At 50.9% G+C, this 17,615-nt stretch carries 18 protein-coding genes and 2 pseudogenes; 4 read left to right on the top strand and 16 right to left on the bottom strand.

Annotated features, from left to right (window positions below):
* Positions 1 to 96 precede the first annotated feature (96 nt).
* From ETC02_RS04295 to ETC02_RS04285, 3 genes and pseudogenes are all read right to left on the bottom strand, one after another.
* Positions 97 to 1,278, bottom strand: coding sequence for a radical SAM protein (locus ETC02_RS04295; protein ID WP_171698083.1), 1,182 nt, complete (start codon positions 1,276 to 1,278; stop codon positions 97 to 99).
* Positions 1,279 to 1,280: 2 nt separating this feature from the next.
* Entirely contained in the window at positions 1,281 to 2,018 is a 738-nt protein-coding gene (locus tag ETC02_RS04290; protein ID WP_021322585.1) for a class I SAM-dependent methyltransferase, read from the bottom strand.
* 1,108 nt (positions 2,019 to 3,126) lie between these two features.
* Positions 3,127 to 3,456, bottom strand: a pseudogene (locus tag ETC02_RS04285) (UPF0236 family transposase-like protein); the annotation flags it as partial.
* 166 nt (positions 3,457 to 3,622) lie between these two features.
* Between ETC02_RS04285 and ETC02_RS04280 the strand changes: the two are divergent.
* Positions 3,623 to 5,035: pseudogene (locus ETC02_RS04280) on the top strand (DDE-type integrase/transposase/recombinase).
* Positions 5,036 to 5,295: 260 nt separating this feature from the next.
* On the opposite strand, the gene ETC02_RS17635 reads toward ETC02_RS04280, so the two are convergent.
* Positions 5,296 to 5,454, bottom strand: a complete 159-nt coding sequence (locus ETC02_RS17635) for a hypothetical protein (protein WP_227412624.1) — start codon at positions 5,452 to 5,454, stop codon at positions 5,296 to 5,298.
* Between the two features lie 77 nt (positions 5,455 to 5,531).
* On the bottom strand, positions 5,532 to 5,690 hold the full coding sequence (locus tag ETC02_RS04270; RefSeq protein ID WP_171698082.1) for a hypothetical protein: 159 nt from the start codon (positions 5,688 to 5,690) through the stop codon (positions 5,532 to 5,534).
* Between the two features lie 174 nt (positions 5,691 to 5,864).
* Here ETC02_RS04270 and ETC02_RS04265 point away from each other — a divergent pair, with 174 nt between their 5' ends.
* A complete protein-coding gene (locus tag ETC02_RS04265) occupies positions 5,865 to 6,470 on the top strand; it encodes a biotin transporter BioY (protein ID WP_050367752.1) in 606 nt (201 codons plus the stop codon).
* Between the two features lie 59 nt (positions 6,471 to 6,529).
* Here the strand turns inward: ETC02_RS04265 and ETC02_RS04260 are convergent, their stop codons facing one another.
* The 3 genes from ETC02_RS04260 to ETC02_RS04250 form a co-directional block, all read right to left on the bottom strand.
* Positions 6,530 to 7,528, bottom strand: a complete 999-nt coding sequence (locus ETC02_RS04260) for an inorganic phosphate transporter (protein ID WP_044742701.1) — start codon at positions 7,526 to 7,528, stop codon at positions 6,530 to 6,532.
* Positions 7,529 to 7,545: 17 nt separating this feature from the next.
* Complete coding sequence (locus ETC02_RS04255) at positions 7,546 to 8,166, bottom strand: DUF47 domain-containing protein (protein ID WP_033006732.1); 621 nt, start codon at positions 8,164 to 8,166, stop codon at positions 7,546 to 7,548.
* A gap of 270 nt (positions 8,167 to 8,436) precedes the next feature.
* The gene (locus ETC02_RS04250) at positions 8,437 to 9,930 is read right to left on the bottom strand and encodes a leucyl aminopeptidase (RefSeq protein ID WP_050368720.1); all 1,494 of its coding nucleotides are present in this window, start codon (positions 9,928 to 9,930) and stop codon (positions 8,437 to 8,439) included.
* 184 nt (positions 9,931 to 10,114) lie between these two features.
* Between ETC02_RS04250 and ETC02_RS04245 the strand changes: the two genes are divergently transcribed.
* Complete coding sequence (locus ETC02_RS04245) at positions 10,115 to 10,927, top strand: cobalamin-binding protein (protein WP_050367753.1); 813 nt, start codon at positions 10,115 to 10,117, stop codon at positions 10,925 to 10,927.
* A gap of 17 nt (positions 10,928 to 10,944) precedes the next feature.
* Here ETC02_RS04245 and ETC02_RS04240 read toward each other — a convergent pair whose 3' ends face one another.
* From ETC02_RS04240 to ETC02_RS04220, 5 genes are all read right to left on the bottom strand, one after another.
* On the bottom strand, positions 10,945 to 11,583 hold the full coding sequence (locus tag ETC02_RS04240; RefSeq protein WP_305847205.1) for a 3D domain-containing protein: 639 nt from the start codon (positions 11,581 to 11,583) through the stop codon (positions 10,945 to 10,947).
* 275 nt (positions 11,584 to 11,858) lie between these two features.
* Positions 11,859 to 12,182 (bottom strand): YuiB family protein, encoded by a 324-nt coding sequence (locus ETC02_RS04235; RefSeq protein WP_050367755.1) that lies wholly within the window; start codon positions 12,180 to 12,182, stop codon positions 11,859 to 11,861.
* A 55-nt stretch (positions 12,183 to 12,237) separates the two neighbouring features.
* A complete protein-coding gene (locus ETC02_RS04230) occupies positions 12,238 to 12,375 on the bottom strand; it encodes a YuiA family protein (protein ID WP_160315650.1) in 138 nt (45 codons plus the stop codon).
* Between the two features lie 129 nt (positions 12,376 to 12,504).
* Positions 12,505 to 13,002 (bottom strand): NUDIX domain-containing protein, encoded by a 498-nt coding sequence (locus ETC02_RS04225; protein ID WP_050368721.1) that lies wholly within the window; start codon positions 13,000 to 13,002, stop codon positions 12,505 to 12,507.
* Positions 13,003 to 13,157: 155 nt separating this feature from the next.
* Complete coding sequence (locus ETC02_RS04220; protein WP_050367756.1) at positions 13,158 to 14,381, bottom strand: NAD(P)/FAD-dependent oxidoreductase; 1,224 nt, start codon at positions 14,379 to 14,381, stop codon at positions 13,158 to 13,160.
* A gap of 282 nt (positions 14,382 to 14,663) precedes the next feature.
* On the opposite strand from ETC02_RS04220, the gene ETC02_RS04215 reads away from it, so the two are divergent.
* Positions 14,664 to 15,662 (top strand): NAD(P)/FAD-dependent oxidoreductase, encoded by a 999-nt coding sequence (locus ETC02_RS04215; protein WP_171698081.1) that lies wholly within the window; start codon positions 14,664 to 14,666, stop codon positions 15,660 to 15,662.
* Positions 15,663 to 15,835: 173 nt separating this feature from the next.
* Here the strand turns inward: ETC02_RS04215 and ETC02_RS04210 are convergent, their stop codons facing one another.
* From ETC02_RS04210 to dapF, 3 genes are all read right to left on the bottom strand, one after another.
* Complete coding sequence (locus ETC02_RS04210; protein WP_033010407.1) at positions 15,836 to 16,132, bottom strand: LapA family protein; 297 nt, start codon at positions 16,130 to 16,132, stop codon at positions 15,836 to 15,838.
* 133 nt (positions 16,133 to 16,265) lie between these two features.
* Complete coding sequence (locus tag ETC02_RS04205; RefSeq protein ID WP_033010406.1) at positions 16,266 to 16,631, bottom strand: HesB/IscA family protein; 366 nt, start codon at positions 16,629 to 16,631, stop codon at positions 16,266 to 16,268.
* Positions 16,632 to 16,728: 97 nt separating this feature from the next.
* Complete coding sequence (gene dapF / locus ETC02_RS04200; RefSeq protein WP_080985697.1) at positions 16,729 to 17,601, bottom strand: diaminopimelate epimerase; 873 nt, start codon at positions 17,599 to 17,601, stop codon at positions 16,729 to 16,731.
* Positions 17,602 to 17,615 lie beyond the last annotated feature (14 nt).

Raw genomic sequence — 17,615 nt, 5'->3', positions numbered from 1 at the left:
TATGTCTTCTGTTGGCAGGCGAAACGATCGATCGAGTTCTTTCCGCTACCTAGGGCATTTTCTATGACCGAAATGCCCTATTTGTGCTGGGCTTTTTTATACACTAGCACTGGGGTGAATAGTTACCCATAAGGTAAGTTTATCTTCATCAATATCAAAAGTTCCGTCTCCTCTAATTTTCCCTAATTGATTCAGAGGCTCATCTAATTCTAAAGTACATTTATAAATAGTTCCATCTGCCCCAATCGCAAAACTATTCGGAAGACCAGCGTAACAAACACTTCCCATTGGGTCAAGGGAACTTAGCAATTCAGTGGAGGTCGGAAAATAACAATGTGCTCGTTTTTGAACCTCACTCATAACTTTAAAACTTTCTTTTGGATCATATAGTGGTAGATCTTTAGCAGATGTTCCACCATAATTCTGCACAGGTTTAAAATATAATTGGAAACGTTCATCTCCATTCAAAAACTCTGAAAGCAGTTCTATTAATTCTTGCATTCTATCCTTATTGGTTTTATCGAAATTTGAGCGGATTAAAACTTTAAACTCTAAATCAGTCTTTTGAATACTTTTTAAATTGTTTATAATACGATCAAAAGTAGGACCACCATCTTTAAGTATTCTATGTGTATCATGGGTATCTTTCGGCCCGTCTAAAGTGATTTGATATTGGATAATATTCAAATCTACCAATTCACGAAATAGATTTTCATCGAGTTCGTATCCATTTGTTGTAATTCCAGAGTTGAATGTAAATCCGAATTTTTTAGATATTTCTTTAACTTCTTTATTAATATTCCTAATTACATTTACACCTTCTAATGGCTCCCCGCCGAACCAAGCAATATTTAGACTATTAATATGAGGTGCTTTTCGTAAAATATGCTTAATAATAGCCTGTTGAATTTCTTTCGGCATTTCCCCCCTTAAAAATTTCTCGAAGCAATAAACACACCTAAAATTACATTCTTCTGTAGAATATAAAATTAATTCATAGTGATCCTTTCGATTTTTTTCCATATCTCTCATTAAATCTACTAATCGATTTTCATCGGTTGAATGATGTACCAAAAAATGTTGATTAATTAACTCTGTTTCTAATTCATTTGCAGGTTCACATAATAACCCCTCCCGTAAAATAGTTTTAACCTTTTCTTTTGTTTTTACATCTTCAATTGTTGCTATAGCTCCAGAAAAAGTGTTAAATAAGATTAAAGTACCTTCTTGAGTCTCATGTTTAATTGTGTAACGTGATTTGCGATATTTTTTATACATTTCTATCCTTCCTTTTTTAGAATAATAATTAACTCAGGGCTATTAATTGAAAACGGTGATTTATCAAAATCACCATAAACATTGCTTATTTTAAAACCAACAGTACTTAACATATTTTTTAATTCAACAGCAGTATAAATTCGTAAATCAAGGTGGTATTCTTTTATATTGCTATTATTTCTTTTTTGTCTAATTTTTAATAGTCCATTTAATAAATCGATTTCCCTGCTTTCAAAAATTGGCTGGTGGAAAATATCATAAAAATATGAACTGTCCTCAAAATATTTCAATAACAACTCCCTGTTAAAAACATGCACAATAAATATCCCTTGATATTTTAGAGAATTATAAACTTTACCGAAAATTTTAATGGTTTCTTCATCGTTAAAGTAACCAATAGATGTTTCTAAACAGTAGACTAAATCAAAGACTTCAATAAAATTCATAAAACGTGCATCGCAGAACATAATATTAGCAGCGGGATCGGTTTCCTTGACTTTGGCTACTGTTTCGTAATGTGAATCTATGCCAATAACATCAAAGCCTAGTCTTCTAATAGAAAAAAGATGTCTTCCGTTACCACAACATAAATCAAGTATTTTACTCTCTTTTGGAAGAGTATCAAGCATGGACTTTAAAAATGCAACCTGTTTTCCTGTTTTTTGGCTGTATAAAAGTCCATAAGCATTTTGGTAAGAAGTATACTCAAAAAAATGATTCAAATCATTTTTAATATCCAATAATTGCTCTCCTCCTACCCTGAAAACTCGAAAAAGACAAGAACGATCTCTACCTAACCATTAGAAGTAGGTTTTAAAAGAAAGAATTTCAGTATATATGGTTTACCGATAATGCGCACTCGTTTTTTCCAGTTTCACTTGATACCCTATCCCCCTAAATTGCTTCATCGTTTGACACACTAGGTTCGTTTCTCGCTACCAATCCCAGTAGTAGGTTTCCAAACTCTCTATACCTCTATACTGTTCCTTTCTGGTTAAAATGACGTAGAGGATTTGTAACATCGTTCTTCCCACAGCGATACTCGCCCGATTTACTCCTCTTCGTTTAGCGATCCGATGATACTTCACGGATAAATGGGTGTTTTTCGTTCGGGCCATGGCACGAGCACCCCACACCAGGTGTAACCTCAACTTCTTGTTTCCTTGCCTCACCCGTCTATATTTCCATTTCCCGAAACTTTCGTGATTTCCCGGCGCCATGACTGCCCATGAAGACAAAATTGAATTCACAAATGATCGATCGTTCGTTCTGGGTTCTGGTTGATTCTTCGAATAAAGGCTTGAACATTCTTTCCGATTCCATGCACAGATTTAACCCATGCAAGATTTCGCTTGTTCCACAAAGGATATAAGTTGATCCTCACTTTTGCTGAATGAGTTCATCGACAATCATAAGCATCTCTTTACGTTACATGTGTATCAGTGGGAGATAAATGTCGTAGCATTTTTCTCATCTGTTGTAGGGATCATTGTTTGTTCTGATTTCAGATCAGCTTTCTGTAAGTGAACATCCCTTGATCAGTGGTCCAAACATATTAAACAGGTCAAACCATTATTACAGCTATCCCATTTGTCGAACTATGATTTTTCCACTCATGAAAATACATCTGCTCTATGATTTTTGATGTTTTTGAATTTTAGTAATTATATTTTCAAAAATGTCAAGCAGGATCATTACTAAGAGTCAGTCAAGACTTTGTGGAAACTTTTTTGATTCGCTGAAAACAGGTGTAAATCATAGGTTGGCAAACCATTTTTTGAATTTAGTCCGTAAGCGCTTTTGAATTCTCATCCCTTGCCATGGCAGATCGATATGTATACCTTTTTTTTACCATGCCTTGAGTTCAGACAGGGCATGATAGATCGGTGTCCCGGACGATTGCTTTAAATATGGCACGTTATTCCGCGTGATCTCAGGCCAAAGACGGCGGACGCGTTGTTTCGCCTTGTTCACGACCGTCTGTTTAGTGGATGTCGTTTCCTCCGCCGGATGCGACGATCCTTCTCCGAAACGACGTCCGAAAAGACGAATCCCATCCATCCGGGCAATCATTGCCTTGAAAAACGCCCTGAGTCCCTTGTCGGTCCAACTGCGGCGGTATTTCACCCGATACGCCAACTGGCTCATCACGCTTTCAGCCCTCCCCATCGGATACAGGTATTGTCAAAAGTTTATCCTCCACACTCACGGTTTTTCCTTGGGTTTCAACGGTTGAACAAAAAAAGCTTACCACCCCCGTTGTTTTCCGCCATCATTGAGGTAACGACACCCAACAGCCAAAACAAAGGAGTGACAAGCTTTGTTACCTCAATGATTAGCCTATTTGCTTGAAATAATCAAGACCCAATATCAAATTATCGTGTATTAGATGGGTGTGATATTGGGAAAATCGTTGAATCTCGAGGACTTGGACGAACCCATCCAAAAACCGTACCGGAAACTTCAAGTCGATGACCTTCCGATCATCGATGTGCCGGAAACCCTTGATTACCGGAAGCTGTTGGCGGACTACGAAGCCCAGCACAGACGTCCTTTGCGGCCCATCCAGCGCCGCGCGAAGGCGAAACACCGTGTTCCGGATTCGTTGACCTGCCCTCGCTGCCAGGCTCCCTCTTCTTACCTGTACGCCAATAACGGCGGAAAAGGGCAATACCAATGCAAAGTGTGCCAGTGCCGGTTCAACCACCGAAATCGGTTCACCAAGCAAGCGGTCTTTCGCTGCCCGCACTGCAAAAAGACGCTGGAAAAAATCAAGGAACGCAAAGAATACAACATCTATAAGTGCAAGAACAACGATTGCCCGTTTTACCGGGCCAACCTTCGACGGATGACGAAGAAGGAGCGCCAACGTTTCAAACAGGATCCTCAAGCCTTCAAGGTGCGGTATTGGTTTCGAGAGTTCTTGTTTGACTTTCTACCGTTGGCTTCCTCGTCACCCATCAAGCCGAAGGTCGATTTGTCCCGGCTGGCTGTGTCGCCGCACATTCTGGGGCTGGTGTTGACGTACCATGTCAACTTTGGAATGTCTTCCCGCATGACGGCAGCCGCCATGAAGGATATCCACGGCGTGTCGATCTCCCATCAGACGGTGCTCAACTACGCCAACAGCGCCGCGCTTTGGATCAAGCCCTTTGTCGACCGATTCCCGTACGAGCTGTCCGGATCGTTCTGCGGAGACGAGACGTATATTCGCGTCAAAGGGCGCTGGCATTACATGTTCTTTCTATTCGATGCCGTCAAAAAGATCGTGCTGTCGTATCGCGTCTCGCCCAATCGGGACACGCTCTCGGCCATCAAGGCCATCAATGATGTCTTGCGGAAGCGGCCATCCATCCCGGACGACTTGTCGTTCGTCGTCGACGGCAATCCCATTTACCTGCTGGCGCAGCACTTCTTCGCCCATCACGGGATTTCGTTTGACATCCGCCAGGTGATCGGGCTGGCCCATGAGGACCCGGTGTCCGAAGAGTTCCGTCCACTCAAGCCAATCATCGAGCGATTCAACCGGACCTTTAAAGGCAACTGCCGCCCGACCCATGGGTTCGGCGCGGAAGAGGGCTCGGTGTCCTTTGTGACGCTGTTTGTGGCGTATTTCAACTTTCTGCGCCCGCATAGCGCGCTCGAAGGCCGGGTCCCGGTCGTCATTCCGGAGCTCGCCGAGCTGCCGCATATGCCGGCCCGGTGGACGAAGTTCATCGCCATGGCACAAGCGTTTCTCCAACAAGAGGCGGCCTAACTTTTTTTGTCCCCGTCGCCCTTGACAACCCTTTCGCACCTTTGTGGCGGGTGTTGGCCAAGGACGAATCCGGCTCCCCACATGCCTCACGATGCTCGATGGGATGGTCTGTGTGGGTTTTTCATAGAACTTTTGACGCTACCTCAGTCCCTTACCAAGTACACGTTATGGTAAACAAACTATATATTTACAATTAAAATCTTACTGGAAATAAAAAAAAAAAAAAAAAGGAACTTTATTACCATATCAAAAATAGGTATTTATTCATAAAAATCAATAAATTCATTTTCTTCTATTCTTTTCATGCCGAAAAAACCATTGAAAAACGAGCACGGCATCCGAGCCGGCAGCATGTCATCGGCATGACAAGATCCCTCTAATGGCAAAGTAATTAAGGCCTGCGATCTGTTTCCATCCATCACCGGCCTTCTCGCGGCGCGAAGCTATCCAAGACTTTTTTCTTTCCCGTCCATCTGCGCCCAATCCTTCGCTGCCTTCACGAATTGCCGTTTTCATCCGTCGGCTGCCGAGCCCCGATTTCCGCCGGGGTGCGCAAATCGTAGCCCTCGTCATTTTTGCTCGTATGAATGATGTCTTCGTTCGCTCCGATTTTGCTCGCCCGTTTCAGCTCCTCATCCGGCACGAACCAATCCATGGCCAAGACCTCCTTTCACGCTCCTCGCCGCGTTGTCCACATGAAGCGCTCGAGGAGTCGTTTTTTCTTTATCATCCCCCCAAGCCGTTTGATCATCCGCCGAAAAAAGAGAATTGACAGCCTAGCGATTGTTCGGTACGATTTTGTTAACGAACAAAAAAAGGGGGTTTACATATGGAGCGACGGACTTCGCTTCGACCGATTGACATGACGCTTGCCGCCATGTTCGTCGCCTTGATGGCGATCGGGGCGAACATTACGTCGTGGGCGCCGTTTCTTGTCGTCGGCGGTGTTCCCATTACGCTGCAAACGTTTTTCTGCGTCTTAGCCGGCGCGGTGCTCGGGCGACGGCTCGGTGCGGTGGCGATGATTGTGTACATGCTCGTCGGCCTCGCCGGCGTGCCGGTGTTTGCCAAATTCAACGGCGGACTATCGATGATTTTCCAACCGACATTTGGCTTCATTCTTTCGTTTATCGTTGCCGCTTATGCGACCGGATGGGTCATCAACCGCGGCCCGCAGCCGGCGTCAAAAGCTCGTTTCGTCACCGCCGCACTCGTTGGCATGGTCATCAACTATGTCATCGGCACGAACTGGATGTACATGGCGTACAAACTATGGGCGGAAGCGCCGGAAGGGCTTTCGTACGGCATGGTGTGGAGCTGGATGCTTGCCCCGCTGCCGAAAGACATTTTGCTATCGATCGTCGCCGGCTTGATCGCTCCAAAGCTTTGCCGGGCGATCGGCCGCTCCTCTTCCGCGAGCCGTCCGGCGGCATAAACGAAGCGCGCCTGTTTGACAACAGGCGCGCTTTTTGTTTGGAAACCCTCGATCATGGATTAGAAGAATAAACGAAGGATCTGGTACACAAACCCCGCAATCAACGCTGACACCGGCAAGGTGATGATCCACGTCAGCACAATGCGGCGAGCGACGCCCCATTTGACGCCTTTCACCCGTTGGGCGGCGCCGACTCCCATGATGGCCGAGGAAATGACGTGCGTCGTACTGACTGGCAAGTGGAACATCGTCGCCGAAAGAATGACGAGCGCAGACGACAAATCGGCCGCCGCCCCGTTGATCGGGCGGATTTTCATAATTTTCCCGCCGACCGTTTTAATGATCTTCCACCCACCAACGGCCGTTCCCAACCCCATGGCCAAGGCGGCAGAAATGCGCACCCATTCAGGAATGTCGGTCGTCGCGTGGTATCCGCCGGCGATTAACGCCATTGTAATGATCCCCATCGCTTTTTGAGCGTCGTTTGTTCCATGCGTATACGCCTGAAACGCCGCCGTCACAATTTGAAACATCCGAAAGCCCCTCGTCGTGCTGTATAAGTTGGCGTTTTTAAAGATAAAACGAAAAATGTTCATCATGATAAAGCCGACCCCTAACGCCAAAAACGGGGAAAGAATCAGCGATTGTAAAATTTTCAAAAACCCGCCATAATTCAAAATCCCAACCCCAGCCGCGGAAATCGCCGCTCCGGCAACCGAACCGATGATCGCGTGCGAAGAGCTGCTCGGGATGCCGTAATACCACGTGATCAAATTCCAGGCAATGGCTGATGTCAACGCCGCTAAAATAATGAGCGGCCCATTTTCTAGGGCAAACGGGTCGACAATGTCTTTCGTAATCGTTTTGGCGACACCGGTGAAGGTGAGCGCGCCGATAAAGTTCATCGTTGCAGCCAAAATAATGGCTTGGCGCGGCGTGAGCGCTCTCGTCGACACCGACGTCGCAATGGCGTTCGCGGTATCGTGGAACCCGTTAATAAAGTCAAACGCCAACGCGAAAACCACAATGAATATCGTCAAGACTAAAATCATATCCATAAAAACAACGTCCCCTTTTACGCGTTGCGCATAATGATCGTCTCGAGCGTATTCGCGACATCTTCACAGCTGTCAGCAATCTCTTCCAACATTTCGTAAAGCTCTTTGTATTGGATGAGCTTAATCGGGTCTTTTTGCGTCACAAACAAGTTTTTGATCGAAGCGCGCAAAATTTCGTCGCATTTCGTTTCGTAATCCTTGATTTTAATGGCGTGCTGGCGCATGTCAAGCAACTTTTTGTGCGACAGCAGTTCGAGCGCATGAACGATTTCGATCGTGCTTTGGTAAATATAGTCGAAGAACTTCACCATATGTTCGTCAATGTCCGTGAATGAGAACATTTCAAACCGGGCGGAGCATTGTTCAAACCCATCAAGCACATCATCCATTTTCATCGCCAGCTGATGGATGTCCTCCCGTTCAATCGGCGTAATGAACGTTTTGTTCAATTGGACGACAAGCTCATGGATGAACGAATCGCCTTTCCGTTCATACTCTTTCATGACGCGGGCGAATTCTTTCAAGTCGCTCACGCCTCGGATTTTATACTCAACAAAGTATTGGGCTGCTTCCTTGACATTTTCCGAAATCGTAAACAACATGTCGAAGAAAACGTCCTTTTTTGGGGAAAAGATCATTGAGGCCACCCTCCATCTCAGAAATCGAAAATCACCGCTACTTATTGTAGCAATTTACACAGCATTTACAATAAGACAATCAAAAATTTTACACGAAATTTACATTACCTTTACATTTTGTTCGCTTTTCCTGCCCATGTATTATGTAGCGTGCCAAACAAAAGCCGAAGCTATGCACATTTGCTTCGGCTTTCCCATTCGACATCGCGCGGCCGCCGGCTCAGCCCGTCCTGCTTGAATTAGGCGATCGCAGCGCCGCTTGCGTCTTGCTTATTCAAACCGTTCAACAAACGCGGTGAGCGTCCGCACCATGACCCCCGTCGCCCCAGCCGGGCCGAGGTCGCCATCTTTCTTTGCAGTCGCCGTGCCGGCAATGTCCAAATGCACCCACGGGGTGTCTTCGGCAAACTCGCCAATAAACGCCCCGCCCATAATGACGTGCCCTTCGCGCCCCGGAGAGTTGTTCAAATCGGCGATTTTGCTGCTTCGCACCCGCTCGCGGTCGTGTTCGGTGATCGGCAGCCGCCAAATGAACTCCCCGGTTTCCATCGATGCTTCCAGCAGCTGCTCAAACAGCGCCTCGTTGTTCGTCATCGCCCCTGTTTTGTCCGTGCCAAGGGCGACGATCACTCCGCCTGTCAGCGTGGCGACATCGATGATATAGCTGGCGCCGTGCTGTTTCGCATAAGTCACCGCATCGGCTAAAATGAGCCGTCCTTCAGCGTCCGTGTTGCGGACTTCGATCGTTTTTCCGGACAGCGATGTGATGACATCATCCGGTTTGAACGCCTCGCCGCTGATCATATTGTCAGTCGCCGGGATGACGGCGAGCACGTTTTGTTCCGGCCGCAGTTCGCCGATCGCTTCCATCGCCCCGAGCACCGCCGCCGCGCCGGCCATATCCGTTTTCATATCAACCATGCTGTCGCGCGGCTTCAGGCAGTAGCCGCCTGTGTCGAACGTCACCCCTTTGCCGACGAGGGCGATCACGTCTTCCCATTTTTCTTTCCCTTGATATTTCAACACGATCAATTTCGGCGGCTGCTTCGACCCTTGGTTGACCGCGAGCAGCGCTCCCATGCCGAGCCGCTCCATGTCTTCTTTCTCCAAAATTTCATAGTCAAAATCGTATCGGTCAGCGAGCTTTACGGCATAATCCGCCAAATCGGACGCCGTCAGCAAATTCCCCGGCGTGTTGACGAGCGTGCGCGCCGAGTTCGTCGCCTTCCCGTACACCGAACCGACGAACAAGCTCGCCTCGATGTCCGCTGCGTCCGCCCCCGTATAAACGGTGAGCGATTTCATCTCATAGTCCCGCTCTCGCCTGTTTTGCTTGTATCCCGGGAACTCATACGTCGCCAAATAATACGCTTCGGCAAGCGCATGCGCGGCTTCGTTTTCGTCGACGTCCCCGGCCGTAAACGTGTCCAGCGCGACCGCCGCTTTCGTCCGCTTCGCCTGCTTCAACGCGCGAAACAGCTTGCCGAACACCTCGCGCAGCCGCTCAAACGTCAACTCTTCTTTTTTGCCGAGACCGACGAAATACAGCCGCTTCGCCCCCATCGGCAAAAATGGATGAACGGTGGCGATGCGCCCCCGTTTCGCGGAAATGTCGCCTTCCTTCCACAGTCCGGACAGCTGTCCGCCAAGGCGGGCGTCATACTCGCCGGCAAGGCCGGCAAACGGCTGCCCCCCTTCAAACAAGCCGATGACCAACGCTTCCTCGTTCGTTTCGACAGACGGCAAAGGTTTTACCGTAAACATCGTCTCATCCCTTTCCATGTTGATTCATTCCCACCTTCATTATAGCGAAGCAAAGCGATTCTTTCGACTATCTAACTTTTCTCTCCTTGCGTTCATGCAAAAAAATCAGCTGAAACGGACAGGAAATCACGCAGGGCAAGGCGAATCCGTAATCATCACGATGATTTAGAAAGGACCGACGCTGATGAGAATCGTTTCCCTTTGTCCAAGCAACACCGAACTGCTTGCCTATCTCGGCCGCCTTGGCGATGTCGTCGCCGTCGACGATTCGTCCGACTGGCCGCCCGAGGTGAAGCAGCTGCCAAACGTCGGGCCGGATTTGCACATTGATATGGACCGCGTCGAGTCGCTCAAGCCTGACCTGGTCGTCGCCTCTTTAAGCGTGCCCGGCATGGAGCGCAACGTCGAGGAACTCAAACGGCGCGGGCTCCCGCACCTTGTCCTGGCGCCGAATTCACTTGAGGACATCGCCAACGATCTCCTTCAGCTCGGCGAGGCGCTTGGCGAAACGAAAAAAGCGGCCGACCTCGTCCGCCGCTACCGCGCATTTCTCAGCGAATACCGCGAGCGGGCCGCAACGGTGGCGGAGCCGGCCCGCCTCTATTGGGAATGGTGGCCGCGGCCGATTTTCACGCCGGGCGGGGCAAACTGGCTGAGCGAACTAAGCGAACTCGCCGGCGGGCGCAACGTGTTCGCCGACCTTCCAGAAGCGAGCGTCCAGACGGAATGGGAAGACGTCGTCGCCCGCAACCCGTCGCACGTGCTGCTCGTTTGGGTCGGCGTGCAGACGAAAAACATGAACGCCAACGCCGTTATCGCGCGCCCGCACGCCGACAAGACTGAGGCGGTCCGTGCCGGGCGCATCCACGTGTTGGAAGAAGCGCTCTATTGCCGGCCGTCGCCGCGCCTTTTAGTCGGATTAAAAAAATTGGCGCCGCTTTTGCATCCGGCGCTGTTTCCTCCCGCTGACGGCAGCGACCCGCTTCTTGGCCGCTGACGGGCGGGAGCCCTTTTTCAGCTTTTCGATTCCAAATATTGCTGCCGGAACACTTGCATCGTTTCATCCTCGTTCAACCGCGTCAATTCTTCCTCCGACAGCTTGCCATCCCCTTTTTGGATAACGTAAACTTGCACTTTCCTTTTTCCCCAATATTTATAGACATCTTCGACCGTTTCATAATATAAGTCAATGCGATGGCCTTTGATCGCCCCGCCTTTGTCGGCCACAACGCCGAACCCGTACCCGGGGATGAACAAAATCGTGCCGATCGGAAAGATGGACAAATCGGCGGCGATCGTCGAGTAAAGATCGCGCTTCACGCGCACGCCGGAGTACGTAATGCCATACTCCGGATGATCGGGCGTTTTCCCGGTCGATTCAATGCCGGCTGTATAGCCGGTGGCGACCACTTCAACGGAAGGATATTTTGACCAGTCAAACTGATCCTCAAGCCGCGGGGCGGAGCGACTGCCGCTTTTCGGGCGGCCGTTTGTCCCGCCACTCGGCTCATGCTCGACCAATAATGCGCTCGACAAGGAGCGGAGAACCGTTTCCGCCTCGACTCCGGAAACAGACTGGAACGTCGCGGTGAGCGCCAGGAAAAACAACACCGTCATCGCGGTCCGGCGTGCAAACTGCCTGAACCTATCCAATGATCTCAACTCCTCTCACACCTCTATTTATCTCCAACCAAAATCGAAATATTCATTGCAACGGCAGGCCAATCGAAAAAACGCATGACACCGGACTCCAAGCGCCTGTTCCGCGGCGCCCTCCGGCATCGCCGCAACATGAAAAAACGCCGCCGCAGACACGGTGGCGCGCAAAAATAAAAAACGCCCCCGCTTGCGCGGAGACGCCTGAACACCTTTGATACCCTTTCGCGAAAAATACAACCGATCGGGCAGCATGATCGATCCGAAATGTCTTAGAACATTTGATAGCCTTTCGCCCGCAGCGTGCGGATCGCCCAGCCGGCGCAAAGGGCGCCGGCAAAGCCGCTCGCCAAAATCAACAAATCAGCCGTTGCCAGCGAGGCGATTTTCCGGCCGAGCGCCGAAAACGAGGCGGCCGGATCGGTCCAATACTGCGTCCATGGCACGTCGTCAATAATGAACACCGCAATGACCGGAAAGCAAACAGCCATGATCCATGTCATGCGCAACAACATATTTAACAAAAATCCGATGCCGAAAAATAAGACGAAAAATAAAAGCATCGAAATGAGTACAACCGGCAAACTCATTTGCATCCGCCCTTCCCTCCCTTACACCCTTTTTCAGTGTACTGGATGGGCGGATGACAAGTCAATGCTCATCGTCGTCTTCCGTCTCGCTTCCCGTCCCTTGGCAGCCGCAGCACGTTTCCGATCCGCCGAGCAAAAGCTGGACGTATCCGTGGCCACCGCAGTACACGCAATCGGTGGTCGTCGCCGTTTGTGCCATTCTTCTTCCCCTCCACTTCTTTTTTGTTAATATATCAAAATTTTCTGTAAAAACAAACGGCGATTCTTCTCTGTTTTCGTTCATGTAAGCGAATACATCAGCGCCTCGCTTTCATTTTCTCCATTATTCTTATGATTTTGACGATTTTAAGTAAAGGCGGTACTTCGTGTACCCAAACGGATCACCCGGGTTCAGCCCGTTATGCGGGGGAAGGGAGACGAGCGGCTCAAGCGCCAATAAATAGCGAAGCAGCCCGGACGTGTCCGGGTCGTCGCGGAGCGCCGCCTTGCTTAAAAAAGCAGCGGCCGACAATTCGCCCGCCTGCACGGTAATGGCGTCCGACAATGGGCGGAGAAGAAACATCGCCAAATTGTCGCTGATCTCTCCGTCGATGACCCCGGTGCGCAAACCGAGAAACGCGACCGGCTCGGCGTCGATTCCCGTCTCCTCTTTCACTTCGCGGACGGCCGCCTCGTCAAGCATCTCCCCCGGCTTGACGAATCCAGCCGGCAGCGACCATTTGCCTTTCAGCCCGCTGTAGGCTTTCTTGACGACAAGCCATTCGCCCGCTTCGTTGATCACAAGCCCGGCCGAGGCAATCCATACGTTTCCGCGTTTGTGGTCCATCATCCTCATCCTTTTCCCATCGTTGTCCCTGTTTGTATTTCGACAAGAAAGCAGCCGTTCCCTGTCAGCCGCCATATAAAAAAGAGCCGGCCCGAACGGAAACATCCATGAGAAAAGGCGCCCCTGGCGATGGGAGCGCCCTCTTTTGGCCTTCATCAGAAAAACTTGAATTTCCCTTTTTTCATGACGAGCGATACGCCGCCGATCAAATACAAAGCGCGGTTGTCGACGACTTTTTTCATGAAGCTCGCTTTCGTTCCCCACAACTTTTTGCCGAACACAACGCCGATCGCATCGTCATGGCCGAGCGAGCAAACCGTCCCTTTAATATCCGGCTTAAACGGCTCCAGCTCCCCTTGTCCACGGATGAGCACCGCCAAGTTTTTCGCGCACAGCTGGCCTTCTTGCATGGCGATTTGCGCCGTCGGCGGATACGGGCGGTTCGTTTCTTCATCAATGACGAGCGAACAGTCGCCGACGACGAAAATGTCTTCATGCCCCGGGACACGCAAGTACGGGTCCACTTTAATGCGCGCCCGCGCCGCTTCAAACCCAGATTCCTCGATGACGCGGCTGCCGCGCACGCCGGCCGCCCAAATGACCGTGCCGGCTTTAATTTCCTCGACATCATCACCTTTCGCGACAATGATGCCATCCGGCGTGCACTCTTTAATGGCGGTGCCGATTTTAAACTCCACTCCTTTGCGCTCGAGCTGGCTCACCGCGTATTCGACAAGCTCCGGATCGAAGCCCGGCAGCGCGGTCGGCGCCGCTTCGACGCAAATGATGCGCACTTTGTGCGGATCGACATCATATTCGCGGCACAGCTCCGGAATGCGGTTGACGAGCTCGCCCAAAAACTCGATGCCGGTGAACCCGGCCCCGCCGACCACGATCGTCAGCCGCTCGTCTTTCTTTTCCTCTTCCGTGTTGTACGTCGCAAACTGGTACTCGATATGCTCGCGGATTTGCCGCGCCGCGTTGATGTTGGCGATCGAGAACGCGTACTCTTTCAGCCCTTTGATGCCGAACGTCTCCGATTCGAATCCGAGGGCGATGACGAGATAATCGTACGTCAGCTCGCCATTTTCAAGCAGCACTTTCTTTTCGCCCGGCACGATTTTCGTCACCGTATCTTGGACGAATTTCACCTTGCTGCGATCAATGACGTCGCGGATCGGATAGCGGACGCGGTCATGGTGCAACGTGCCAGCCGACGCTTCATGGAGCCATGTCGTTTCATAATGGTAGTCGTGTTTGTTGACAAGCGTAATGTTCGCCTCGTTCACCCCGACAAGTTTTTGCAGGCGGACGGTCGTCATGAGCCCGCCATAGCCAGCCCCTAAAATGACAACGTTTGGTTTTCTCACTTGAATCACTTCCACCCTTTTTAATTTTTTTCCACACGTTTCTGATAGTTTTTGCTGCGGCCCCCATTTTTATTGAGCGAAGTTTGTGAAAGTATTCACGTTAACCTTCAAAAAAATGTTGACAGATTGTCACAAAAAATTAACAATCTATCCACAACCATATTAGTTCTTTTTTTTCCTCTTTTCAAGCCCTTTTTTTCCGCCGGCCCGGCAAAAATTCGCCGTTATAACGGCGCGCATTTATGGTAAGATAAACTTGTAATGCCCTTATTTATTTATATGCGGGGAGGAATGTCGGTGAAAGAGGATCGGAATCTTTATGACGTCACGATCATCGGCGGCGGGCCGACCGGGATGTTTGCCGCGTTTTACGGCGGCTTGCGGCAAATGAAAGTGAAAATTATCGAAAGCCTTCCGCAGCTTGGAGGGCAGCTGGCTGCGTTGTATCCGGAAAAATACATATACGATGTCGCCGGGTTTCCGAAAGTGCGCGCCCAAGAGCTTGTCAACCAGCTGAAAGAGCAGATGGACCTATTTTCGCCGACCGTCTGCCTGAACGAGTCGGTCGACACGCTCGAAAAGCAGGGGGACGGAACGTTTAAACTCGTCACCAATCAACAAATCCATTATTCGAAAACGATCATCATCACCGCCGGAAACGGCGCCTTTCAGCCGCGTCGGCTCGAAATCGAAAGCGCTTCCCGCTATGAAGGAAAAAACTTACATTACTTCATCAACGACTTGGGGCAGTTTTCCGGAAAGCGCGTGCTCGTCTGCGGCGGCGGCGATTCGGCCGTCGACTGGTCGCTCATGCTCGAACCGATCGCCGAAAGCGTCATGATTGTGCATCGCCGTGACAAATTCCGCGCCCATGAACATAGCGTCGAACAGTTGATGAAGTCAAGCGTGCACGTGAAAACGCCGTTTGTGCCGGTCGAGCTCATCGGCGATGACCAAGGCATCCGCCAGGTCGTCCTCGAGCATGTGAAAGAAGGAACGAAAGAAACGATCGATGTCGACGCCGTCATTGTCAACTACGGCTTTATTTCTTCGCTTGGCCCCATCAAAAACTGGGGGCTTGACATCGAAAAAAATGCGATCAAAGTCAACTCGCGGATGGAAACGAACATCCCCGGCGTGTATGCGGCGGGCGACATTTGCACGTACGACGGGAAAATCAAGCTGATCGCCTGCGGCTTTGGCGAAGCGCCGATCGCCATCAGCAGCGCCAAAACGTACATCGACCCGACGGCGCGGATGCAGCCGGCGCACTCCACGTCGCTCTTTTAAGCGGCAAAAAAGCGGCGACCGCCGAAACGGATTCGCCTATAACACGAACGAAAAACAGTACTTGCCAAAACAACAGCCCGACGGAACCAGAATGTTTGACGCAAAAAAAACGCGCCCTGCCAAATCGGGCGGAAACCGCCGCCCGGTCGCAGCAGGGCGCGTTTTTCATTGCGCTATTCTTTCGCGGCCGCCGTATCCAGCCGCTCTGTTTGCTCCAAAAGCGCTGCCAGTTCCTCATTTTTCTTTTCCGCCGCCTTCAACCGCCGCTGCAAGCTGAACAAGCGCACCCAACCAAGCATGCCGACAACGAGACCGCCAACAATCGCCGACCCGAAAATGACGACAATGAGCGGCAGGCGGGTTTCACCGGCCAAATAATGGATCGTCACTTGCTCGACATTGGCCACTGCCATAAGGGCGATGACAAGCGCCAACACGAGCGCCAGCAACAAATTCAACTGCCCTTTCATCGGCGCTCCCCCTTCCTTTGACGGCCGTCTGGAAACGGCCTCCGGCGACGGGCGGCTTCAGCCGTTCACTCGGCATTGCCCCGGTGCGCCGGGGACGATTGATACGTTGAACAGCGCATTTCATGCCATTCGGCTAACATTGCTCCGGCGTGCCGGCGTTCGTTGCGGTGCGGAACGACGAGCCGCAGCCGCATGTTGCGATGGCGTTTGGGTTGTTGATCGTAAACCCGCCGCCAAGCAAAGACTGCTTGTAGTCGATGACCGTGCCGCGCAAAATCGGGGCACTGTCGCGGTCGACCAAAATTTTAATCCCGTGCTGTTCGAATTCAATATCATCATCGCGCCGCTCGTGCTCAAAGCCCATGCCGTACGACAGCCCGCTGCAGCCGCCGCCATGGACGCCGACGCGCAGGTAGGCGTGCTCTTCTTCCTGCTCCTTCATCATGTCCTTAATTTGAAACGCCGCCGCTTCGGTCAGCGTCACGATCGCTTCCGCCATTGGACTCTCTCCTTTCCATGTTCTCGTCTTTCCAACCGGTCTCGTTTTGCCCCTTTTTCCTCTTTGCTTATAGTATACCGCTTTCCCATCCGGGTGCTCAACCGTTCTGCCCGCTTTCGTAAAAATACACGCCAGTGCACACCGTCTCCGCCGGCCCGGTCATGCGCACACGCCCGTCATGCCCCCAGACGATGCGCAAATCGCCGCCGGCCAAATGGACGACCGTTTCCACTCCGCGCGCCGTTTTGCCGTTCAACACCGAAGCGACGACGGCCGCGCACGCTCCGGTTCCACACGCCTGCGTCACGCCGGAGCCGCGCTCCCAGACGCGGAAATGAAGCTCGCGTTCATTGACGACTTCGACAAACTCGACGTTCACCCCTTCCGGAAAGCGCGGATCTTTCTCGACAAGCGGGCCGAGCGTCGTCACCGGCGCTTCGTCAATGTCCTCGACATAAAAAATGACGTGCGGGTTTCCCATCGAAACGGCGGTAATCGTATATTCGCGCCCGTTTACCACAAACGGCTCGGCGACCACCTGCGCCGCTTCCGGCCCGGCCATCGGAATAGCGCTCCGCGCGAGGCGCGGTTCGCCCATATCGACGGTCACGCTCGCTACCTTGCCGTTTTGGACAGCGACTTCCGCCTCGACAAGCCCGGAGAGCGTTTCAATCAAAAACGAGCGGCCGCGGACGAGGCCGTGCTCATACGCATATTTTGCCACGCAACGCAAGCCGTTCCCGCAGTTTTTCCCTTCCGAGCCGTCGCTGTTAAAGATGCGCATTTTCACCGGCGCCTCATCGGACGGGCAAATGAGGATCAAGCCATCCGAACCGATGCCGGTGTTGACATCCGACACGCGGCGGGCGATCGCCGGCAACTCGTCTTCCGGCAACGTTTCCCGAAACAAATCGACGTAAATATAACTATTTCCTAACCCATGCATTTTCGTAAACGAAAACGATCGCACGATATGCCCTCCCG

This window comes from Geobacillus sp. DSP4a, from assembly GCF_013096875.1.
Taxonomy (GTDB): domain Bacteria; phylum Bacillota; class Bacilli; order Bacillales; family Anoxybacillaceae; genus Geobacillus; species Geobacillus thermophilus.
Note: the sequence above shows the minus strand (reverse complement) of the source record. Positions and strands in the feature narration are given on the sequence as shown.